26 protein-coding genes are annotated in these 23227 nt (G+C 43.9%); 4 read left to right on the plus strand and 22 right to left on the minus strand.

The window, feature by feature from the left end; all coding sequences use genetic code 11:
• Nucleotides 1-115 precede the first annotated feature (115 nt).
• The 4 genes from A9970_RS20665 to A9970_RS20680 all read left to right on the plus strand — a co-directional run bounded on the left by A9970_RS20665 (nt 116) and on the right by A9970_RS20680 (nt 5823).
• A complete protein-coding gene (locus A9970_RS20665; RefSeq protein WP_182983520.1) occupies nt 116-1489 on the plus strand; it encodes a hypothetical protein in 1374 nt (457 codons plus the stop codon).
• A 284-nt stretch (nt 1490-1773) separates the two neighbouring features.
• The gene (locus tag A9970_RS20670) at nt 1774-3015 is read left to right on the plus strand and encodes a hypothetical protein (RefSeq protein ID WP_182983521.1); all 1242 of its coding nucleotides are present in this window, start codon (nt 1774-1776) and stop codon (nt 3013-3015) included.
• A gap of 49 nt (nt 3016-3064) precedes the next feature.
• Complete coding sequence (locus A9970_RS20675) at nt 3065-4810, plus strand: SIR2 family protein (protein ID WP_182983522.1); 1746 nt, start codon at nt 3065-3067, stop codon at nt 4808-4810.
• 41 nt (nt 4811-4851) lie between these two features.
• Nucleotides 4852-5823 carry a hypothetical protein gene (locus A9970_RS20680; RefSeq protein ID WP_182983523.1) on the plus strand — a complete coding sequence of 324 codons (972 nt, stop codon included), beginning with the start codon at nt 4852-4854 and terminating at the stop codon, nt 5821-5823.
• Between the two features lie 130 nt (nt 5824-5953).
• Here the strand turns inward: A9970_RS20680 and A9970_RS20685 are convergent, their stop codons facing one another.
• The 22 genes from A9970_RS20685 to A9970_RS20790 are packed head-to-tail and all read right to left on the minus strand — an operon-like array spanning nt 5954 to nt 23210.
• Nucleotides 5954-6577, minus strand: coding sequence for a hypothetical protein (locus A9970_RS20685; RefSeq protein ID WP_182983524.1), 624 nt, complete (start codon nt 6575-6577; stop codon nt 5954-5956).
• Nucleotides 6577-7392, minus strand: coding sequence for a DUF4099 domain-containing protein (locus tag A9970_RS20690; RefSeq protein WP_182983525.1), 816 nt, complete (start codon nt 7390-7392; stop codon nt 6577-6579). The genes A9970_RS20685 and A9970_RS20690 overlap by 1 nt, the downstream gene beginning before the upstream one ends.
• A gap of 31 nt (nt 7393-7423) precedes the next feature.
• Complete coding sequence (locus A9970_RS20695; RefSeq protein WP_259655448.1) at nt 7424-8650, minus strand: ArdC family protein; 1227 nt, start codon at nt 8648-8650, stop codon at nt 7424-7426.
• Complete coding sequence (locus tag A9970_RS20700; RefSeq protein WP_182984346.1) at nt 8640-8798, minus strand: hypothetical protein; 159 nt, start codon at nt 8796-8798, stop codon at nt 8640-8642. Before A9970_RS20700 ends, A9970_RS20695 begins: the two co-directional genes overlap by 11 nt.
• A 1-nt stretch (nt 8799) precedes the next feature.
• Nucleotides 8800-9324 (minus strand): M23 family metallopeptidase, encoded by a 525-nt coding sequence (locus A9970_RS20705; RefSeq protein WP_182983526.1) that lies wholly within the window; start codon nt 9322-9324, stop codon nt 8800-8802.
• On the minus strand, nt 9321-11345 hold the full coding sequence (locus A9970_RS20710; protein WP_182983527.1) for a type IV secretion system DNA-binding domain-containing protein: 2025 nt from the start codon (nt 11343-11345) through the stop codon (nt 9321-9323). Before A9970_RS20710 ends, A9970_RS20705 begins: the two co-directional genes overlap by 4 nt.
• Before the next feature lie 34 nt (nt 11346-11379).
• Nucleotides 11380-12228, minus strand: a complete 849-nt coding sequence (traN, locus tag A9970_RS20715; RefSeq protein ID WP_182983528.1) for a conjugative transposon protein TraN — start codon at nt 12226-12228, stop codon at nt 11380-11382.
• A gap of 22 nt (nt 12229-12250) precedes the next feature.
• Entirely contained in the window at nt 12251-13411 is a 1161-nt protein-coding gene (gene traM / locus A9970_RS20720) for a conjugative transposon protein TraM (RefSeq protein WP_182983529.1), read from the minus strand.
• Nucleotides 13412-13423: 12 nt separating this feature from the next.
• On the minus strand, nt 13424-13864 hold the full coding sequence (locus A9970_RS20725) for a hypothetical protein (protein ID WP_094256622.1): 441 nt from the start codon (nt 13862-13864) through the stop codon (nt 13424-13426).
• Complete coding sequence (gene traK / locus A9970_RS20730) at nt 13842-14462, minus strand: conjugative transposon protein TraK (protein WP_182983530.1); 621 nt, start codon at nt 14460-14462, stop codon at nt 13842-13844. Before traK ends, A9970_RS20725 begins: the two co-directional genes overlap by 23 nt.
• A 22-nt stretch (nt 14463-14484) precedes the next feature.
• Nucleotides 14485-15627, minus strand: a complete 1143-nt coding sequence (locus A9970_RS20735) for a plasmid transfer protein (protein ID WP_245153288.1) — start codon at nt 15625-15627, stop codon at nt 14485-14487.
• Nucleotides 15628-15645: 18 nt separating this feature from the next.
• Nucleotides 15646-16434 (minus strand): hypothetical protein, encoded by a 789-nt coding sequence (locus tag A9970_RS20740; RefSeq protein ID WP_182983531.1) that lies wholly within the window; start codon nt 16432-16434, stop codon nt 15646-15648.
• 2 nt (nt 16435-16436) lie between these two features.
• Complete coding sequence (locus tag A9970_RS20745) at nt 16437-17111, minus strand: hypothetical protein (protein WP_182983532.1); 675 nt, start codon at nt 17109-17111, stop codon at nt 16437-16439.
• Nucleotides 17108-17767: a hypothetical protein gene (locus tag A9970_RS20750; protein ID WP_182983533.1), complete on the minus strand. Its 660-nt coding sequence runs from the start codon at nt 17765-17767 to the stop codon at nt 17108-17110. The genes A9970_RS20745 and A9970_RS20750 overlap by 4 nt, the downstream gene beginning before the upstream one ends.
• Nucleotides 17764-18426, minus strand: coding sequence for a hypothetical protein (locus tag A9970_RS20755; protein WP_182983534.1), 663 nt, complete (start codon nt 18424-18426; stop codon nt 17764-17766). Before A9970_RS20755 ends, A9970_RS20750 begins: the two co-directional genes overlap by 4 nt.
• Entirely contained in the window at nt 18423-20912 is a 2490-nt protein-coding gene (locus tag A9970_RS20760; protein WP_182983535.1) for a TraG family conjugative transposon ATPase, read from the minus strand. The genes A9970_RS20755 and A9970_RS20760 overlap by 4 nt, the downstream gene beginning before the upstream one ends.
• Nucleotides 20884-21255 (minus strand): DUF4133 domain-containing protein, encoded by a 372-nt coding sequence (locus A9970_RS20765; RefSeq protein ID WP_182983536.1) that lies wholly within the window; start codon nt 21253-21255, stop codon nt 20884-20886. Before A9970_RS20765 ends, A9970_RS20760 begins: the two co-directional genes overlap by 29 nt.
• Nucleotides 21252-21560 (minus strand): DUF4134 domain-containing protein, encoded by a 309-nt coding sequence (locus A9970_RS20770; RefSeq protein ID WP_182983537.1) that lies wholly within the window; start codon nt 21558-21560, stop codon nt 21252-21254. The genes A9970_RS20765 and A9970_RS20770 overlap by 4 nt, the downstream gene beginning before the upstream one ends.
• A 41-nt stretch (nt 21561-21601) precedes the next feature.
• Nucleotides 21602-21907: a DUF4134 domain-containing protein gene (locus tag A9970_RS20775; protein ID WP_182983538.1), complete on the minus strand. Its 306-nt coding sequence runs from the start codon at nt 21905-21907 to the stop codon at nt 21602-21604.
• Between the two features lie 6 nt (nt 21908-21913).
• Nucleotides 21914-22234 (minus strand): hypothetical protein, encoded by a 321-nt coding sequence (locus tag A9970_RS20780; protein WP_182983539.1) that lies wholly within the window; start codon nt 22232-22234, stop codon nt 21914-21916.
• On the minus strand, nt 22231-22578 hold the full coding sequence (locus A9970_RS20785) for a hypothetical protein (protein ID WP_182983540.1): 348 nt from the start codon (nt 22576-22578) through the stop codon (nt 22231-22233). Before A9970_RS20785 ends, A9970_RS20780 begins: the two co-directional genes overlap by 4 nt.
• Complete coding sequence (locus tag A9970_RS20790) at nt 22575-23210, minus strand: ParA family protein (protein ID WP_182983541.1); 636 nt, start codon at nt 23208-23210, stop codon at nt 22575-22577. Before A9970_RS20790 ends, A9970_RS20785 begins: the two co-directional genes overlap by 4 nt.
• Nucleotides 23211-23227 lie beyond the last annotated feature (17 nt).

Raw genomic sequence — 23227 nt, forward strand, 5'->3', positions numbered from 1 at the left:
CGGTATGTATTTTAGTGTTTGGGAGTAGGATTTTAAGCTAAGTTTTTTCTAAGGCTATAGCAAAGTCCTATCCTAAAGGTCTTCTTTTTTTGTCTTGCGAATCATAACTTTGATTATGATTTGGCCTGATTTTAAAACCGCGGTAGCATGTACTGGTTCGGAACAACTCTTTCAATTAATTTTACAGGAGAAGTTCCATAAACCCCTAATAGATTTTGGTACACTTTCGACGTTGTTAAATTTAGAAAAGAAAGAAATTATACCTGATGATGGATTCCTATATTTTCCATCGTGGATGAATATTTATCTAACAGAAGATTTTATTACACAACATTTCATACCGAAAACGGACGTTTACCATGCGTTCAACAGTTATTTAGGAGATGTCTTTGAAATGGTAGGTCGAACAAAGGACCGTTCGGCTAATTCTGTTAGATCTGCTATATATTCGTTCTTCTATAGAGGGAATAACGGAAAAGTTCTAATATTTCAAATGCAGAATGATACCCCTGATTTATTAAAGAAACAGCATTTGCAGTTATTATCTTTTATTGCAGACTTGATGAGTGGCAACAGCCCCGAAGTTGAAGAAGCAATAGAACAGAGTTACTCGTACAACAACACTATCTACTATGTTGGTTATGAAGAAACAACATGGAACGTCATAGATCCTTTATTGTATGTTGCAGAACAATTAAATCAGGAATATATGGAACATGCTGACTTAAGAGCACATAAACCTGATATTATTTTACAGCAAGATAAATTAAACCAAAAACATACGTTCGGTGACAATTGGGTATTGGAGTTTGATGGATTATCAACTTTACTAAACAGACCTAATGATGTTAGTCTCTATTCGAGTATCTGTGAAAAAAATCTAACTATGGCAAAAAGGTTTTATGAAGATGTAATTCTAATCCGGCACAAGTATCATACAGGAAATTTCCCATTAATAGAACAACAAAAGGAATATTTTGATTATTTCGAGCTTATCACTACCGCATTGATTTTTGCATATAGCTCTATTGAAGCTTTTACAAATAGTTTTATTCCAGAAGAATATACTTATAAGAAACCGAATGGAACAAAAGTGTTGGGTAGAGAAGAAATTGAGCGTAGATGGCCATTAAAAGATAAATTAAAAACAATTCTAACCGACATATATCAAACACCGAATCCTGAAAATGAGGAGTGGTGGCAAGATTTAGTAGAATTACAAGAATTAAGAGATCAAACGATACACACTAAACAGCATTATTCGCAAATACGATTCTCAAAACTATTAAGTCGTAATATTTACGGAATTATAGATGTATATAAGGTTATCTTAACATATTATGGCAAGTATATCATGGCCAAAAATTCACGTCTTATAAATGAATTTCCATACAATTTTGGATTTGACCAGGTTCAGCCTTACTTAATGACTGAACAAACATATAAGGATATTTACAATAGCCTGCATAACCCATCTAATCCTTTGTAAGTTAAGATTAGGAACCCAAATATTAAATGTGTGCAAGAAATAGATTATCATTTTTACATTTTGCGAAATTAACACTCCCGACTGCAGAAAAAAACATAATATTTTTTGGTTCCAAAAAATATTGCTTGTAATCCAGTTGTAGCTTTTTTAAAGAGGTTATTTCATATAGACGGTCATTATACAGATTTGCAGTAATACCGTTTATCATATTTCTTTCGCATATATCATTTCCCATTTGAACAAATTAGAATGAACCTTACAGCGAATTATCAGTATCTTTAATCATGAATTTTTATAAACCTAGTATAACAGACGTATATAAACGCTTCTTAGAGGAGGCTCGATTACAAATACTTCGCGAACCTGAATCTTTCATAATCGGTACTACTACAGACCAGTTAGTTCAATATTATTATGGAAACAAACACTTTCAGCCGATTGAGTTAGATGAAGAACTTGGAGAGACAGCAAATATCAAAAATGAAGTAAGACTAATTCGTGCAAACAATCGGGAGGCAATGTACAGAAATGACGGAGATTTGAACTTCGAATACGAATCTATTTCCGTTTCAATTGCACTAAAGCCCAATAAGTCGATTTCCGAGATTTTGAAAATGAGACCATCTCAATTTTCCTTAAGTTGGAGTAGCGACGAAGTAGATTGGAAAAGTGATTCCGTGACTTTTCAAATTGACATGAAGGGATATGGTTTCAATAGAGATGAAAGACAGATTACCAATATGATCGATCAACAAAAACAGCATATTTATACCCATATAAATACAGTGTCAGCGGAAATAGAGAGATGTAATGAAAATTTAAAATCGGCACTTACGCAGTTGGTAAATGTGCGAAAAGACAAGTTAGAAGCAGATAAAAGTAAATATAATTCCTTACTTAAGCAGATCAATATTCCTTTGAAAAGAAAGGATGACGTGGCGGTTAAGCGTATTCAGGTTGACCAAAAACCGTTAGTACAAGCTGTAAGGCCTAAGCCTGAACTACCCGAAAACTATGTGATAGATCGCGGTAAAGTATTGGATATTATTCATATTATAGATAATCAAGGGCTTCAATTTGAAAAGACACCAAAAAGTTTCGAAAATAGTGGCGAAGAAGATCTTCGCAATGTTATTTTAGTGGGATTGAATGCTCTTTTTGAGGGAAAAGCAACCGGTGAAACCTTCATGGCTAAAGGTAAGACTGATATTTATTTGAACATAACGAAAGGGAATATATTGGTCTGCGAATGTAAAATTTGGGGCGGTCAAAAACATTATGCAGAAACCATCGATCAACTGTTGAATTACCTTACTTGGCGTGAAAATTTTGGAATTGTGATTACTTTTGGCAGAAATAAAAAATTCACTAATATTTTATCAGAGGCTGCCAGTAGTATTCAATCCCATGTTACATATAGAAGAGGATTTCAAGTACTTAAGCAAACACATTTATTATCTCAACATAGCTTGCCAGGTGACGATATGAAGAACGTTGAACTACACCATCTGTTTTATAATCTATAAGATTAAAATAATACAAACGGAATGACTTTTTCTGTATTTTGGCTTTAATATGAATAATATCTTAAACCTTTTAGCCCTTTCAATTTTTTCAAGCAAAGGCGTATATGCATTTTTACTAGGATCTGGTATTTCAAGAAATTCAGGTATTCCAACGGGATGGGATATTGTATTAGACTTGATTAAGAAGATCGCAAAATTGGAAAACGAGGACTGCGGAGCACATCCTGATGAATGGTACCGAATTAAATATAGGGAAGAACCAGATTATTCTGCTTTACTGGAAAAGTTGGCTTTAACACCGACAGAAAGGCTTAATATACTTAAATCCTATTTCGAAACTTCCGAACAGGACGATGAAGTCCAGTTAAAACAACCAACTAAAGCGCATAAAGCAATCGCTAAATTGGTCAAAAAGGGATATATCAAGGTAGTGATTACGACCAATTTTGATCGTCTATTAGAAACCGCTCTTCGGAGTGATGGTATCGAACCTGTGGTAATAAGGCACCACACCGATATTGATGGAGCAATTCCTTTAGTCCATAGCCCCTTTACTTTGGTTAAAATAAACGGAGATTACTTAGATAGTAGATTTCTAAACACCAAAACAGAACTTGGCGGATACGATAGTGTACTTTCAGATTATCTCGGTAGTGTTTTGAATGATTTTGGGATAATTTCGTGTGGATGGTCTGGTAAATGGGATAATGCATTGATTGAAACTTTAAGGTCAAGCACTAATCATCGATATTCAAGTTTTTGGACACATCTTGGCAATTCAAGCATCGAACTCGAAGAAATTGCAAACCTGCGGAAAGGAAGAACATTAAAAGTTACCGATGCAGATGATTTTTTTGTTGAGTTATTGGAGCGTATTGAGGCTTTAGAAAGAATGGACGGAAACGATGATTTAAGTATAGATATTGTTATTAATCGAGCAAAAAAGTATTTATCTAAGACAGAATATCTAATTCAGCTTCACGACTTGTTACTAAAAGAAAACAAAAAGTTGATGAAATTGATACTCAATAGGTATCAACCTGCTGCCCATCCCGATTACAATAATCTTACACCGATATTGGATAGTTTTGTTGAGTCAACATTAGTTACATTACCATTACTTATAACTTGTACTTTATGGAGCAAGCCAGAACACCACGGACTTATTTGTGATTTCATATCCAGATCTGCGAGACCCCAACAAATGTCTCAATGGCATGAAGAAAGTAAGAAACTTTATTATTTTCCAGTATTACTGCAATTTTATACCATAGGTATCATTGCTATAAAAATGGACAACTATCTTCTCCTTAAAAGGTTATTTGAAATAAAAGCCAACACAGATTTCGATGGCTCACGACCAAAAGACTATTTGATTGAAATTGCAAATACTTCAATGATAGATAACCGTTTCGTTAACCAACTGATTGGAAGAAATTATATGACACCCATAAATACCTTTATAAAAGAAAAAATTAAGCCATTTTTGGATGAACAGTTTGATACAGAGGGTGATTTTCTTGATGCTTTCGATAAATTCGAATATCTATTAGCTCTGAACTTCTGCTATTTGGTCGGCAATAAATATGGATCGACTTGGACACCCTATGGTGAGTTCAAATGGCGAAATAATAGAATGGACGAGGATAGGGGTACAAAAGGATTAGAAAAACTTGCTTCGTCTGATAAAGAGAATTGGTCTCCACTTAAAGTAGGTATGTTCGGCGGTTCGTATGAAAAATTTGAGGAAGTAAAAAAGAATGTCACGGAGTATCTACAATCCTTTCGGGTATGATCTATTACTGGGTAACATTTGTTTGATATAGAAAGTGCTATATGGGGCGTAATTTAGAACGGAGAAGAAGTTTATTCAAGAAATTTTCAGGGCAACTTTTGTTACTGAAAGAACACGGATATATTGACAGGACTTTCAAATATGCTGACCCTTATTTATGTCCGATTTGTTTAAGAGAATTTTCGGAAGACCATCTGGATGAAAATAAATATAGAAATTTTCTTACTGCGGAAGATGCTCCACCAGCGGCGTTGGGTGGTACTAAAATAGCATTGACATGTCGGGAATGTAATAACAGTTGTGGGCAAGAGATAGATTGCCATTTAATTAATGTATTAAGGGCTATTGACGATAGTTATTTTTACAAGGGTACTAAGCAAAGTGCAACGATAGAGTTCGAAAACAAGAAACTTACAGTCGAGCTTGAATCATTAGGGGATGGAACACTAACAGCTTACCACAGGATAAAATATAATAATCCAACCCTATTAGAAAAGTTTATATATGGGATAAAAAATAAGACTATCGGGCCAATACTAAATATTATACCTCCTGCCAGAAAACTTGATCCTCAACGAATAAATTATGCTTTAGTCAAAACCAATTATATTATCACGTTTGCAAAATTCGGTTATATTTTTTTGTTGTCCGAGCAGTATAACAAATTAAGGGAACAGTTGCTCAAACCGCGTCAATCCATATTTCCGTGGACACCATTTATTAAAGATCAATTCAAAAAAGAATCGGCGGGAACATACTATATTCTAAATAAAAATTTAGAAGCTATTCTTAATATTTTTGTTTTAAAAACAGATTATTCCGAAACCGTTATAGGTGGTTTTACACAGCCACCGAGTGTTACCATAGATGAATATGGAAAATTAATAGATCAGAGCAAGGATAATCAGGGTATATTACAAATGGACACGAGTTTTTATGACCCCGATGCTGATCTGTTTTTCGACATTACAGAAATTAATAAAATAAGAAACTGGATGGGTTTAAATATATAAGTGATTTGGATTTACAAGTCCTCGATAAACACTTTATATAAACCAAATAGGGGAATCGAAATTTTCCGATTACCTTATATACAACAAAACCCCTGACCCAATAAAGGATCAGGGGTGCGGGTGGGCTGGTTTAGATTAGCCCGTTTGCAAAGGATTGGTAGAACGTTTCAAATGGTGCTTTGGGTTTATGGGTTCTGATACCTGCACGGATGCCGGACAATCTTTCAAAACGGTTTAATGAAAAATTACCGACCGGAATACGGTATTTCTTTTTGTTGCAGTAAAATTCGCCATGTTCATCAACAAGACTAAACCTTGCACTCTTGCCGATCTGCCACGTTGCCACTTTACAATCGGCTACACGGCCACTTATTCCCCCGTCAAATACCGTATGTATTTTGGCATTGGTGAAAAGGGATTTTAGCCAAGTAAACTGTTCTTTGATCGGCAATAACCCCAATGAAGCAAATGCACTCGGACGGTGTGGAATAATCCAATTGGGGTAATAATGGCAGAAGCACATTATATCACCAGCCGAATGACCGATAAAAAGGTCGGTGACGGATAAGGGTATGCTATCCGTCGCCAACCATACACCTTTGCTTACCGGAATACGAACACCGTTTTCGTTCCAACGTTCATGATCTATGACCTGATTTCCCAATGTATAGGGAAACAGAATTTTATCTTCGACCATATCCATATAGGGAGCAAAGAAGTTCCTTACTCCGGCTTTTAATTGGAGAAATACCATTACCTCGCAACGGTACGGGTATAACCCCTGCTCTCTTGTTTATCCCGAAGATCTTGCGCAAGGTCTTGAACGGTTTTCTCGTTCCCTTTTTCCCTTAGCTTTTTGTCGGCCATCATCATGTCGGCCAACGCACGGTTATACCCCTCGCTGTACCCCTCACTTTGTGGTTCGAGCCTACCTCTTAGGTTATTGATACCACGGAATACCAAGTATGAGATACCGCCATCCAATAGCACGGATAGGATAAGCCGTTTACGGTCTGAACGAATACCCTTATTGTCCGTTGCCGAGTGCTGGATTTTCGTTCCGTCTTTGAGTTCCACCACTTCGCCGTTACGGAAAGCCTCTTGTTGCTTTTCGGAAAGTTCTTCGCCGTTTACTCGAATGGGGGTCTGCACTTCTTCGGGTTCATACGTCACAAACTCCCTTGTGAGATCGTCGTATTCAATGATGACTTTCTTCTTTTTGTTTCCGCCGATTTCCTGTTCTTTACTCACTACGTGTTTTTCTCCGGCAATCAATGCTTTTTCCTCGTCGTCGCTCAATAGCGGATGCCATTGTGGTTCACGATAGATCGGATGTATGTTAAGTTGGACAGTACCGTCCTCACCTCGGCTAAGAGATAGCTTTGCATCCAGTTGGCGGATGGCAAACCCATCGATATTCAGATTGGCCATGCTCAACATATCGGTTCTTCTCCCTGCAAGCAGGGCATCGATATTCTCCGGGCTTATGCTAAATCCACCGTCTTTGTAAAGCCCTAATTTTTCAAGTTCGTTTAGGGGCATTTCATGTTCGTTGATAGGGTATTTCATGATGTAATTGTTTTTTTGGGTTTTAATAATTTTATCTTCTGATACCATAGGCGGCGACAACTTCCATTTCTGTATGCGCCGGGCGCCTTAGGTCTTCACCCACTTTGACAGCTTCGGGATGCTGTTTGGCTTGGAGCAGGGAATTATATAGCCGGTCTGTTTTGGATAGGGAAAATACATTTCCGGTTGTCAGGTCTTCCACACGCATACGTCCACGTTTCAGATGACCTTGCACCCTGTACGCCGTATTGTTATAGGCGATTTCATCACCCATAGAAAGGGCTGCTTCTTTCGCCTTTTGTGCTTGTGTTGCGGTGTGTTCTTCGACCGCCACATCGGCGGCTGCCTTGATTTCCCTTTTTTGTTCAAATGCCAATAGGTAATTGAGTATTTTTTCAGCATCGGCAGCGGCGGCGTGTATTTCAAAAGGTGTATCACGCAATATCTGAATCCAGTTGTCCACGTAGGCAACGTGTTGGCCGGGATCGTGACCAATGTGGAGTTCTTGACCTATGAGCATGGATGCAATTTCGGCGCGGAGTTCCTCGCGGGCATACCCCTCTGTTCCATATCTATTTATAAGACTTCTGTCAAGACGGTTTTCGTGTCCTGTCCAATGGCCGAGTTCATGGAGTGCGGTGGCATAGTATTTATCTGGTGCATCGAATTGCTCACGGAACGGCATGGTAATACTGTCACGGAGTGGGCTATAAAATGCTTGGTCGCCCGCACTGTGGGTTATGTTCGCTCCCGAAGCCTGAATGAGATTTTCTGCCCTTTCGATAGGATCCCATTGGAATTGTTTAATATCGGGTTTAACCAAAGGTTCGATACCATTGATCTGCTCCGCATTGAACACCCAAGCGGTTGTAATGATCGGCCTGTCCAACCTTACTTGAACCTTTACGGGTTTTCCTTTTTCGTCCAAAATTGGTTTGCCCTGCTCGTCTTTCTTGGGCACCAATTGGTGTAGTTTGACATACTGAATAAGGGAAGCCTTTTCACCTTTCCGCACTTGCAAGCCTTTTTCCGATGCTTGCTTAAAGGTCATCCATCGGGGGTCTTCACGATCAGCCATCAAGAGGGAGAAAATATTTATCCCTTTATAGCGGTTTCCCGTTGTGGCATTGTATGGGATTTCAAAGGCTGGGCCGTTGTCATTCCACGGTTTTTGCCACGGTGCCGTACCCTCTTCAAGTTTCTTGATGATATTTGCGGCTACTATTTCATGCAGGGATTTTGAATTTTTACTGCTCATATTCACCCACCTCCGGGGATTCGTCTTCCGGCCATTCGTCGGCGTATTCCACGCCATAAATGGCGGCTTCCTGTGGGGTTAGACCAATATCCTCACCACTGGCCAGAATACTTAGTTTTTGTTGTAGTGATCTTAAATGATAGTCCATATTATTCGATGTTTAAAGGTTTATCCGATTGTTCTCTTAGTCTGTGCAGGAATTTCAATGGGTCAAGGTATTTCCCTTTGAATTTCACCGAGAAATGCAAATGCTCACCCGTCACCCTGCCCGTTGCTCCCGTAATACCAATGGGTTGCCCCACCGTTACCATATTACTGGGCGAAACGAGTATTCGGGAAAGGTGTCCGTAAATGGTTTCCACGTCACCATGAAGTACCCGTACATATTTACCAAGTACTTTATGCTTTCCGGTTGCTTTGACCCGACCGTCAAGCACATTGAATACAGGATCGGAACGGGCGGCGAAATCGGCACCGTTATGGTGCGATGCCTTACCATTGATCGGGTGAATACGGTACCCGAACGGTGATGTAACCTTTAGCTTGTCCAATGGCGGACTGTAATCGATGCCCTGCCCATAAAGCACAAAGGGTACAAGTAGCAACCACCCGAAAACAAGGCTTGGGATAGTTAATATGTTCCGCTGATAGGCAGAACGTTCCGTGTTGTTCATGATATTTTGGTTTCGGTTGGAGTGGGAATCTGGGGTGTGTTCTGTGTCGGCATTAACTGCTCGACCATCTCCTGTACTTCTCTGTTGATACGGAAAAAATTGGACAATAGGATTTCTTCTTTTCGATCTCCGAAGTCGTAATAGGTCGGTAGTTCCCGATAATTCGCTTCTTCCTTTTTGATGGCTTCCATATCCAGATTGACACGGCAGTTAACCGCCGTAGTCTCGTATTTTCCCGTGTAGGTTTCCATCGTATCACGGGCAACTATACCAACGATTTCACCCGCTTTTAACGATGCTATCTTTCCGGCTGGAATCAATGGTTCGAGTTTTTCGTTCAAGGACAGCGAGGTTCTTGTACGGTCGATGCTTAGGCTTTCACCCGTTTGCTTGACCTTACCAAATAGGCGTTCCAGCCACTCCAAAGTTTCTTTGCTCCTGACCGCACCGGATAGTACATTACCCATAATGGACGTGATGGTTTCTGCTGTTTCCTTACCGTACTGTTGGCGTAACATTGGAAACTCCTGAAGCCCCAAAACCACGGCCGATAAATTGGATCTGGCCTGTGCCACCAATACGTCCACTCGGTGGATATATAAGCTGGGTGCCTCATCCACCACTAAACCGATGGGTAAATTGCCTTTTGTATTGATAAGTTTCGTAACCCGATTAAGTACCACCGACAAACAGGTAGAATTAATGCTTTGCGTGCTTGGGTCGTTGGCGAGCACCAATATACCGGGGTGTTTGGGGTTGCTGATCTGGAGCTCGAAATCATCGGCACCGAAAACCCAGAATGTTTCTTTGGTGGCCATCCGGCTGATAAAGATTTTCAGCGTTCCAACCTGCCCCTCCAATTGGTCAAATGCCTTTGCCTTGTAGGCGGACAAAAATGGCGATAGTAGAGAAGCCAGTTCTTGGTTACTGAACAGTACAGTAAAAATCTGTTCATAAGACAGATTGAGAAAGGCAAGCACATGGGGCAGGCTGGAATACCGACCGTCTTCATACCTACTGAAAAAGAAGATGCAGGCGGCAAGGAAATTGATGGCGGACTGCGTAAAAAATTGGTCACTACCACCGCTTTTGTCTCCCTTTTTCAAGGCTTCAACAAGTGCTTCGGCTGTTTCCGAAGCATCGGCAAGGGTATTGAGATAAACCCTTTTCAAAGGGTTTACCCGTCTGCTCTTTGCGGGATCGTTGAGATTGATAACATGGAAACGGTAATCCCTGCAACGACCGTTCTGCTTGGCAAGCAGATAATGGTAATAGGCTATCTTACCAAGATCAGGGTATTTCAGATCATAAAGTGCTAACGTGAAAGAATTGGCCAACATTTGGCGGATGATTGGCGCAATGACCCCAAACGATTTTCCACTTCCCGGAACTCCGCACAGAATTAGGCCCCTAAAAATGTTTTCGATGGATAGAAAACCTTTGCGGACTTTCCCTTTATAATAGAACAGTGTCGGGATGTTGATCGAGTACGGATTTATCACAGGTTTGGTTGGTTGCATAAAGGATTCTTCTTCGACGTTCCAGCGATCCTTACCCAAATTGGAGCTGATAATCTTAGACACATTGTCCATTGCAACGTGTACCAAAATGGCTCCGGCAAAAGCACTCGTGATGTAGGCAAGGTCATACCAATTAACTTGTCCCCATATAGGCGCGGCTTCACGCCCTTGCAACCACAAGCCCGAAAAAAGGATAAGCATCCCCAATGCCAAAGGATATACGATCTGGGTTTTAGGATTGAGGTCTTTTTTCTTTCGGCTCAATGTTCCGATGGAGACCAGACAGATCAACACAAGTGTAAAGAGTTTGCTGTTTATCAATTCGTCATAGAATGGCACTCTCGAAAGTCTTTCCGCAAACAGTAGCAAACTGTTAGGGGCTGTTCCCGTCAAGAAAAACCTGTCTACATAGAAAAACAAAAAGACTTCAAGGACAACGGACAGGTATATGCCAAATTGCAGGGAACGGTAAAGCCCCTGTTGCTCTTTGGTTTCTTCCATAAGTATCTGTTATTAGAGGTTAGATAAAGCCGACCTAAAAGGTGTCGGCTTTCAATATATCTCCGTACTTTATCTTTAGGTTTATTGTACGGCCTGAAATCTGTTTTTCGGTAAGCGTTACCCGAAGTACCTTAATGCCGGGGAAAGTTGCCTTTTTCAGCACGAACACGTTACGGTGTCTTTTCTTAAATTCGGCAAGGGGCTGGTATTGCCATAGGGGTTTGATTTCAACGGTCTGCACGTTGGTTGCTTTGGTGATCTTCTTATCTTCAATGAAAAACCGAAGTTCGTCTACATTGTAAGAAAGGTTTGATGTATTGGTAAACGATACGTCAAGAAAGATATAATCGCCCAATGTACTAATGCTGTTAAGCGCAATACCTACACCGTAATCCCTCGTACTCCGTACAGGCCGATGGACGTTTTTTGTAAGCAGACCAAGTGCAAGGTTTTTCATCTGGCTACGGCTCAACCCGATCTCCGAAATTTCCAAAGGACGGGTGTGCTCCGGTTTGATTTCGAGCATGGCCGGAATACTCGCATCGTTCATCCACAATGGGGCCGTCAGACGGTATTGTGCCACGAAGTTATCGCCGACAATGGTAACTGTTCCAAGCTCGTAATCGAGGTGTTCGGTTTGCGTGGTATCCTCGTGCAATTTGATACGTAGTACATTTTCAAGGGGTAGGTCGCCCGATACATGATGCGAAGCGATGTCAACGTATTGGATAGGTTCGGGTGAAAGTATATGCACCGTATGGCCACGGTGCAGGCTTAATTCGGGAAGTGTTCCCAACCGGGTTTCCGTAGCCTGTTGACTATGGGCGGAATATCCGATACAGCACAAAAGGAAAAGGATTAGAAAATGATGTTTCTTTTTCATGGTGAAATCTTAAATGGTTTTACTATTTGTAATTCTGTTGGCTTTGGCGGAGTGCCTGCGGATCGATGAGGTACACCATCGTATTGTATTTCAGTTTGGCCCTGTTCTTCCGAATATGTTTTGATACGGCAGTCGTTGTGGATTGGAACATCCGTTGAATGGCACTCATGACCAACTGACTATTGTTCTCGGCCTGTTGTTGCAGGGTAATTCCCTGTGTGGTGTTACCGCCGAGCTCTCGGCTAAACTCCCTAAATGCCGAAGCAGGCACGTACAGTCCGGGGGAGCCGTCATTATCATAGACTTCCAGTCGGACGGGCAATATATTGTTCCCCTGCATGATGGAAGTAATCGTAAGCAGCACCCGTTGCCCCGAAAAACCCGAAATTTTTGCAAAGACGTGTGTGCCTTTCTTGACCACGTGCGGGCCGACCAATAGGTCATCCATTAACCGTATTCGCAAGCGGGAATCGGCATAACCTGTTATATTTTCGTCAACAATGGCTTGTATGAAAGTGTTGTCGCTTTCGGAGCGAATGGTGTTGAACGTTCCTTGATCTGTACCGTATTTGGAAACAGACAAGCGGGGCTGGTTTTCGAGTTCTCTTTTTGCTTCTTCCATCCGTTCACGTTCCTTGCGGGCTGCCTGTTCGTCGGGATCGTTCGCTCTTGCCATACTGTCCGCATAAGCCATCTGCCTACGGAAAAGTTCCATCGGATCAGTTTTATCCGGCGTCTCTCTGATCGGTTCGGGTTTTCGCTGTAATGACGAAAGGGCCTGTTGCAAGGCTCTGTCTCCGTCGTCGTTTCCCGAATCTCCATTAGTGGAAACAGGTCGCCCGTTTTTGAGCGCCCGCTCGATGGAATCAAGTCTTCGCTTTTCTTCTTCGTTGTACAGTTCATCAAAACGGAATTGTTCGGCTCTTTCTTCCTGTAACTGGCCTATTGCCGTATAGCCGTCACCACGACGGTACTGCTCACGATAGGCGGCAAGTTTGTCGGATAGCGCACGGTTCTTAACGTCCTCCGATACATCGGCAATCTGCCCTTGCAAGGGATCGCCCTCTTGCTGGGGAGCTTCATCCTTTGCAAAACCTGTCCGATAGACATAGAAGAACAGGCATAGAAAGGGCAACACTATGAGGGGTAGCACATAGCGTGGTTGTCTGAAATTAATCTTCATATTTGGATTGTATTAAGGTGAATTGTGGTGTTTGTTTGCTTCGGCCAATCTTTTTTCGAGGATCTGCATCCTGTCGATGGCTCTTTCCATTAGCAGGCTGTCGGAGCTGTCCAAGTTTTCTTTTTCCATCAGACTGTCGAGGATGGTACGGATTTCCAGCAGTTCCTTTAGAGCTGAAACGGTCGTGACAATACCGCCCATTCCGTCCATTAAGGGTTGTTGTACGGAAAGCTGTGCGGTGTCTTTTTGCGGTATTTCTTTTGGGAGAAAAAGAAAGCATCCAACGGAAACGAGGATGCTTACCACCATTGCAAAAAATACCGTACGTGGTCGGGCTTCAAGGAACCGTTTGGAACGTGCGATGCTTCCATCGATATACTTGCCAAACTCCCTGTAAAAAGCTGTCCACACCGTTGTGTCGGGCGGTCGGTTAGAAGTTATTTTTTTGAACATAGCTGATGTCCTTGTTTTCGAGCGTTTTCCATCTGGTTATCAATATACCGTGACCATTGTTCTCCGTACGCACATCAAGGTCTCGCAAATAGCCCTCCGTGACCAATGTGCGTATCACCGTCGAGCTACGCCGATCTATGGTCTGTTTACCGTAATAGCGGAAATACTTTTTCAACGGATCGACATGGATGGAATCGGTCTGGATGGTGAGGACGGAACTGGACGATAGCACGGAATTGAAAAATCCCTTTTCCCGCAGGTTGTTGTACTGCAATGCACCGGATTCATCGATCAGGTACATGGCTTTTCGCATCTGGTATTCGATGAATTTATCGTCCGGTGCGAGCGTAAAAAATAGTGAATGGAAAAGGTTGATATGTGTACGGTACTCGATGGGTCTGTTTACTTCAACATCGGTCTGGCTTGCAGACATGGGAACGTTGTTAGCGTCAAGTATATACACGGATTTACGTGCATTGCCTACCTGTTTGTAGGCAAAAAAAGATACTGTCATCACCATGAGCGCGGCGGCAATCAGACTTGCCCCGGCAATAAAGGTGGCAAGCCTGATCTTGGCTTCAATATTTTTTATTATCATAGCATTGCGTGTTTAAAAGGGGTTAAAACTTGGCGATTATCTTTCTTGCGGCACGGCCCATATTGGATGCTCCACGCCCCATTGTGCTTGCGGCCGAAGTAATACCACTTGTCGATACAATCCATGTGCTGATACTCGGCACGGTGAGCATGGTTAATCCTCCGATCAGAAACGTCACGATGACGATGCCAAAACTTAAAAGTCCGTTGCCCGCAAACCAGCCCATTTTCTCCATCGTGTCGCCCGTGCTGTCAAGGAGTTGCTGATACCGGGTAATCTCGGCTTCCATCGCATATTGTTGAAACAGGCTCGCTATGTGCATGACGAGGTAGGCAATCCCCGAATACAGGTTTACGCTGATAAACCGGGCTATCCATGTACCAAAGGAATCCCTAAAGGCGGGCAGGATACTTACGGCGACGGAAAAGGGTCCCAATATGATTAGGACGGTCGAATAGATGATCTGGATAATGAATATAATGTAAACGCAAATACGCAGTATCCAAACCGCCAACGTTTCCAGTGTATATGTCATCAATAGCTGAAAACCTACCTGCATCCTGTTCCTGATCTGGGTAACCGTATTCCATACGGTCGAAAACCCCTCCTTTACGGTTGAGGTGACCGCATCCCAAGCCTGTCCGTACCACGTATCCGCTTCTTTTTCGGCAACCTCGGTCTCGGCCTGTATCGTGGTCAGCTGATCGGCAACATCGACCATGAGTTTTGCCCGTTGCAGGCGCAGGTTGTTTACTTCGATCTGTCCGCTGTCAAACAGGCTTTCTGTTTTGGCGGCAACGATGTCCGTCGGATACGCAAGTACGCGGGTAAATGTTCCCCACCAGATGATGACCATCACCAGCCCGAACGGGCGCAATAACGGCATGATTTCCATTTTCTTGTCGCCCGCCATCATTTCGTAGGATTTGATGGCAAAGAATATGAGCATGAAAATGGCAGCAAGGGCCTGTGCATCGGTTATGAACGTGTCGAAGTGCGTCCATATCGTGTTTTTCATGCCTTTGAGAAAGTGCATTACACCCTCCTCATAGACACCGTTCCCTTGCAAAAAGTTGAACGTGTCTTTAAAAGAGTCCGGCACATTTACAGGATTTCCCTGCAATAAAAAACGGGGCATTAGCCCCGTCATGTTGATAAAGTCCATAAAGTAATCTGATTTTGGTTATTTGGTTCTTTTTAGGATGTCCTCTGCAATTTGTACATCGGAACGATCCGTTGCAAACTCCGGCAGATCGGGGTTCTCACTTTGCAGACGGTCACGGCTTTTGCTCAATAAAAGGAATTTGCTGGCATAGTTCTTTTTTGCTTCCCATGCGGACAGAAGTTTCCGGTGTTCCGCAAGTAAACGATGATAAGCCATGATGCGGCTACCACGGTCAAGCGTGGTCGTTCGGGCAGCTCCCAATCGTTCTTTCAATTCCGCACGTTCTTCGTTGTACCATTCCAACAGACCTTTGTTCCTCAAATAATCACTCACGCCCGGTGAAAGTCCGGCGAGCGGATTGGTGTCCGTATCATCGATCAGATTTCCAAATTCCCTGCGGTAATAAAGAAGCCATAAAGGGTCGGCATCCGTGACCATACCGGAATAATTAAGGGCTTCGGTGACCGCTACATTTCGGATGGTGTCCGCGTGTTTTTTATACGCTTCGTCTGTCTGTTGCATGGCCAGTACCATACCCATGCGCAGGGTTTGCGGGCCTGTACCACTCAACGGACGGCGGTCGGTCTTGGGGTAATTGGGATGCCACGCCCAGGTGAGCCAGTATTGATAGTTTAGACCGAGAAAACCACTTGTTGGTGTAAACTTCTTTCGATCCCATTGCTTATGAACCATGCGCTCCTGTTGATGCACGATATGTTTGTCGGTCTGTCGCTTCACGTTCTGCGCCATCGTTCCGGTGATGGAAAACAGGCACAGCAGTAAGCCGGTGATAAATATTCTTTTCATGTTCAGTCCTTTAGTAGATAATAGTTTCGTATGATCAAGTCTGCTTTGCGTTTGTCCATGTTGATGAAATTGCGGTAAGGGTTTGCCATTTTCAGTACACCGTTGATTTTCGCCCAATACATTGATCTTTCCATACTGAATACCAATGCCCGTATAACTTTTAGTTCCAAAATGATTTTCCGCATGAGGTGGTCTCTTTTTTCGTAGTCCATCAATACGTTTTTTCCCTCTTGGAGAACAAAATCGGAGACTTCGGTAGCAAGGCTTATTCCCCTGTCTTTGAGCTGTCGGGCAACGTCTTCGGCAAAGAGCAGTAACCACGGTTCTCCTTTGGCGGTTTCCAGCATTTTTGTGCTGTGCGTGGCAATGTCCTGAACAAGCCTTGAAATATGGAGTACGGAACGGCCGGACTTCAACGCCCGATCCACCTCGGTCAATGATCGGTGTATCATGTTCTGTACCAATACCACCGAAGATAGGTTGACGTTAATATCGTCGATCCGTCCGCGGATATTGCCCAACATATTGTTATGGGCCTGTTCGGAAACCAACCTGACCGCACCGTTCTCGTTTACGATGGCGAGGTGCTTGGCATCATAGATAATGGTTACATAGCTTTGTCCAAAGGCAAGTGTCGAAAAGCATATAAACAGCACGGATATAAGTTGTTTCTTCATGGTTTAAATTCCTCCAATTGCCTTAGAATATTATCGACTATACGCTTGTCCTCATTGATGTAACCCGAAAACGGATTTAGGGAATCAAGCAGTTTTTTCCGTGTCGAATAGTACATGGTAACTGCAAGCCCCCGTGATGCTCCGGCTATTGCCCTAAGCTCCTGCAGGACGTGTCCATACAGTATTCTCCTGTCGCTCGCTTTCATCTGGTTGAGGTCGCCGATACTGATAAAAAGCCCGGTTAGGTAACGGGCCAATTGCACGGCTTTTTCTGCCATATCCCTTTCCGCATCAATGGCGAGCAACAGAAATTCGGGGTGTGCGGAAACGATGCCGAAAATCCTCTTTTGTTGGTTTATGATGTCGGTTACGATTGGCGCGGATTCCAGCCCCATGCTAAGCCCCTGCAATGCCGTTCCCAAAACCTGAAAACGGCTGTGCAGTTCTCGGTAACGGGTTTTGAGTTTTGCCGTTTCTTCTTTGTTTACTTCCTCGTTAGCCGTGGTAATAGCCTGTCGGTTCCGTGCGGTGATCTGGCGGTCGTATTCGTCTTTACTGTGTGCTACCAATTGGTGGAGCAGTTCCACGTTGAGCTGCGCGTTTGCTCTGGTCAAGGCGATGACCAAAAGCAATAGGGTTAGGATTACGTATCTCATCGTTTGAGCAATCTTGAATTACGGATAATGTCATCGGCAATCTGTTTGTCGATATTGATAAAACCAGCGTATGGATTGAGGGAGTTAAGAATACCGCGTTGCTTCGCCCAATACATACTTCGGTGCATCCCAAATGCTACGCCCCGCAGGATGGTCAGCTCCGTTCTTATACGGTTAAGCAATTTTGCCCGTTCGCCTGAATCCATCAGGTTATCCTTTCCACCTTTCAGCACAAAGGCGCTGACCTCGGCGGACAGGTTGGTCGCCCGTGTCTTAAATTCCCTTGCGCCCGCTTCGGCAAATAATAGGAGTGCCGGATTTCCCCTTGCGATGTTCATTGCTTTTTCCACGTCGTTAACGATGTCAAGGGAAATATTGGCAATGTCCTTTACGGTCAGCAGGGAACGGACAACGCCGGATACTTCGCTCAATCCCTTGTAAATCTTATCCTGTAAATCGTTCACGATCAGGAGCTGGCCTGTTACCGCCATCTGCCCCCGTTGGATTAGTGTTAGATTGTCGTTTACGTTGTTGAGCTGGCTGTTCATTACTCCGGCATGGACACCCGTTGCGGCTGCCACGGCGGGGTCGATGTAAATCTGTCCTCTTGCATAAAATACAGCAAAGGACAGGATCGTTATTGCAATAAATCGTCTCATGTAAAATCGGGTTTAAAGTATTCTCTTGTTGTTTCAACAGGTGCATTATTTTGGTTTACCTTTTGCACAAAATCGCCCAATGCAAGACCGCTTTTTTCCATGTCGGACACGAACGCTGTTAGGGCGGCTGGGTAGCTGCCATGATGTTTGGCGTAAATCTCTACTGCACTTTTTTCGGGCTTTTCGGTCGTGAACGCCAAGTGGTGGTAAATGCTGACTTCTACGCCGTAAACTTCCCCGACGTTTCCACGCCGGATATAGAACTCGTTGAAACGGGCACGTCCGTCTTTGTTGTCCAGACGGTTGATCGTGAAAATCTTCTTCTGTTCGGCTTCGTTGATGGAAAGCAATTCGGCAACCTTTCTAAAATCGGCTTCGTTCTGTTGCAGCAGGATGATGGTGTCCGAATTGTTTATGATGCTGTCTTTGATAATGGGATTGCCGATGATGTCGTTGATCTCCTGTGTCACCTCGATGATTTCACCCCAGAATTTCCGTACGGTTTTGTTCAGGTATAAAAGGAAATTCGCCATCATGGGCGACGAAATGGCCCGCCATGCTTCCTCCAAAATCAGCGTTTTCCGGCGGTTCTTCCGGTGGCGCATCTTTTGTACGAACAGATCCATAATTATGAGCGTGACAATCGGCAGGAGCGTTTTATTATTCTGTATATTGTCAATTTCATAGACTATGAATTGCTCGTTGAACAGTGATTGGTCAGCATCTTCGTTCAATATGGCTTCATATTCGCCCCCTCGATAAAACTTCTTTAGTACAAACCGAAATTCCTCTACGTCAAAAGCTATGCTTTCTTCATTCCTTATATCGGGGATTTTCCGAACGGCAAATTCATAAAAGGAATTAAAGTCCAGTTTGTCTATACGGTTTTCGGTGGCCTTATCAAAATAATGGGCGTAATAGGCTGAAATAACGTTGGAGATTACATCTCGCTCCACTGTGGTAACCGTACCCTCTGCACCTTTCCAGAGCAGGCAGATCAACGTTATCAAAAAATCCTTTTTCTCGATGTTGTATTCTTCCTCGCTGATCGCAAAGGGGTTCATCGTAATGGGCTTTTCTTCCGAATAGGTGATGTACTTGCCCCCGTAGGTACTGCAAAGACCGGAATAGGAATGCCCCACGTCCACGATCACCACGTCCATGTTGTATTGCAGGTACTGCTGACAGATCGTATTTATGGCATAACTTTTACCCGTACCTGATGCCCCTAAAACAAAGCGATTACGATTTTTTATACGGCCTGTCCTCATAACCAAATCCGATGGGTCTATCGCCACGGGCACACCTTGACGGTCGGTAAACCTTAACAGAAATTCGGATGGCTCGTCTGTAGGCAGCCGTTCCTTGAAAAAGAAACAGAGGGCGGCATCGGCGGTAGTCAGGAACCAATCGTATTTTTTCAGCTCCACGCCAACACCCGGTAAAGCACACCGGAACAGCTCCAATTGATTGTAAGCATTGCGTGAGGGAATGATCCCCTGTTGGAAAAGTGCGGCTTCAATAAAATTGGCCGTCTTGTCGATCTTGTCCGTATCGGCACATACGATCATGGAGTAATGGGCGTGTACCAATAGTTGATTATCACGGGCCACGTCTACAAGTAATCGATCAATATCTTCTACGCACATCAGGTTGGCCGGATCGGGTACGCCCGAATGCCTTTTACGCTTTACTTCAAGTTTACCGAGCGTGATCTGTTGGCTGGGTATCTCCAATAGCTGGTTATAGATAATGGTGCGGTAACCCGGAACATGGTGCAGGAAAAAAAGGTTGTCTACCGGAAAATCACGCATACCGTTTGTTTCGGTTCTGGCGGTGAACGATCCGACCTTTTCGGGCAGGTCAACCGAATCGGTGTTGACCATACTGATACAGCGAACGGCTCGGTCACCTATTTGCAATTGACGGTCTTCGCAGCGGAGATTGTCCAATGTGATGTGGGGTTGCTCAAACTCCATTCCGAGCACCCTGTTTACAAAGCGGTTTATTTCGGCTTCCGTAAGATATGAGGGGTTAAGGGCAGCGCCCGAAAGCAGGTCATGGACTTTGGCCATGTTCTGCCCGAAAGTGACCAGCACTTTTTTGTCATAGGTATAGAATGCCCCTTTTTTGACCTGACGGGTCACCGTTAGGTAGGTTCTGATCTCGGTGTATTCCCGACCCTCAAAATGTTCCTGGTATTTCTGTTCCAAAAATTCGGATGCGGGTTTGGGGCGGTATTTCCGTTTGATAAATACGTCGTGTTTTTGGATGATATGCCCCTCGCCAAGTATCTTGATGACGTTCAGCAAGACTTGTTGGAAAACGGTATAGGCTTCGGGATCGGCGCCATACTGTAAGACGGGATTGGTCAATCGCATAACGACTGAAAAATCACCACGGTCGCCGTACAGTACCGACATTCCCTGATAATGGTCAATACCCACATAGGGCATTTCAAAGGTTGTCTTTCTCTCTGTTTTCATCAGTTTGTTTGTTTTTAATGGCCGATGAGAGCTCACCCGATAAATCGGGATCGGTTTCATAGCTGATCGATAAATGGGCAGGATGGATAAATACACCTCGGTGGCGGGTTTTGTCATGGAGACCGTCACCTTGTTTCATGAATGTATAGGCAAGTCCTGCACCCATTAGGGCAAGGGTTGCGAAGCCACCGAGAAAGAGATTGGTCATTGCGCCGATAAGTCCGCCGATGGCCAGACCGCCGATTAGGGAACCTATGCCCCAATAGATAAACTTTCCTTTGAAACCTCGGTAGATAAGGGGCTTTTGAAGCCCCTTATAAATCGGATAACGCCCGTGTGTCATACGCCGAAAAACGCTTTAATGACCACCGACACGAGTACCAAGAATAGGCAGGAACCGCCCCACGACATCAACTCTTTATTGATGTCCTGATCTCCGCTGTTCCACTTGATGTACACCCGTATTCCCCCTATCAAACCGACGACCGCGCCAATGGCGAGAATGAGGGTTGAAATCGGATCGACATAGCTGGTAAGCGAAGATGTGGCGGCATCGATACCTACTGTACCGCCTTGTGCGAATGTTGATTGGACCGCGGAAAGGCCAAGCGCGGCCATTGCAAACAGTTTTTTAGTGTTTACTGTCATAGAGATAATGGATAAAAAGTGAATGAAAAATGATTGGGCTGTTAGTTCACCCCGAAAAGGGCTTTTAGTGCGGCACCGACGAGCGACAGGAACAGGCAGGAAAAGAACCACCCCATGACCTGCGCATCGATATGGTGCTTACCGGACTGCCAGTTGCTGTACACCCGCAATCCGCCGAGCAGTCCGCACACGGCACCGATGACAAAGGCAAGGTCAGAGAAGTTGTAATACCACGTATTGACTTCCTTGCGCACTTCCCTAAACTCGGCAAGGCCGGGCTGGGCGGTTGCGTACAGGGCAAAAAAAATGACAGTAAGGGATACTGTCAAAAAACGGATCGGTCGCATAACGGATTAATAAGGGATGGCTTTGGTGTACTCGATTACGTTGTTTTGGGCGAACGAAACAAGCTCCTTTATGGTTATGCCTCCCGTGGATTGCAGGGGGCCGGACGAGATAACGGCTTTTCCCTCTTTTGCCGTGGGTTCATGTTCTTTTGGGCTTGGCTTGGGAATGACCTTTTCGGGCGGCGAATCTTCATCGAATACCAATTCGTTTCCGCCATCGCCCGTAGTCGGAGCACGGCGGTGGATAAACAGGTCATACAGTACGTTGAGGGCATAGTAGATGCCATAGACGGCGATAACGCCGAGCAGGAATTGTGTCCAGTTCATAGATCAAGAGTTTTAATGTGTTCTTTGATGTATCGGGAAATTTCGGGGTGGGTCTTTAAAAACAGATGCAGGCTGTAGGCAATGATCTTGTTCATATCGATGCCTTTGGCAACTTTCAGTTGTTTGAGCAGGAAAAGGGTCTTGTCGTCCAAGCGGATCAATAATCTTTCCCGTCCGGTCAGTTCATGGTTTAGGATATTTTCAAATAGGTGTTCCAATGTTTCCGCTTTTTTCTTTGGCGTATCCTTTGGGGGCTGTTCCGTGGGGATTTCTTTAGTCTGCGGCTGTCTGTCTTTCCGCATGGAATCCCGAAGCTCGTCGGCTAGGCTTTTTATTCCGCTCATAATGGTTCCTCCTTAGCAATGTATTGTTCATAGATCAGGTCTAAGAGCGGCAGCACAACGGGATACAGGATGATCGGTGTCTGGAACGTATTTATCCGCTGGAAGTCTATGCGATCCGGCAGACCGGGGGCGACCGTACCGAAGCCTCGCAGTACCTTTTCGACTTCCGTTCGAGTCTCGTATTTGACGGTGTTCTTGATACGGTTCGGTACAAAAATGAGGGGCGCTCTCTTGTTGATCCTGCCGATGACCATTGCAAACAGCAATGTGGAATCCACCGAAAATTCGTCAAAGGCAAACGGACATAGTACCGCATCGGCGGCAGCGAATATGGGTATCAACCCGTCATCGTCCATCTTGCCCGGCAGGTCTACGAGTACGATTTCATTCCGTGATTTTTCCAACTTCCGTTGCATTGCCGGAAAATGGCTGAGGTCGGCAGGAACGATTTCGTACAGCGGTTCATTTTCCAAGATTTTTGCTTTCTCGGCTTTGGCGGAAAGGGATTGCTGATAGTCCATATCAAGTACCGTAACCCGCCGTTCTTGTTGCTGGGTCAGGTAATTGGCGAGCAGCAGGGTGAGCGTACTTTTTCCGGCCCCGCCTTTTTGGTTTCCTATAAGTATGAGCATAGTGCATGGGGTTTAAT

The sequence above is a fragment of the Sphingobacterium sp. UME9 genome (assembly GCF_014170215.1).
GTDB classification, from domain to species: Bacteria; Bacteroidota; Bacteroidia; order Sphingobacteriales; family Sphingobacteriaceae; genus Sphingobacterium; species Sphingobacterium paramultivorum.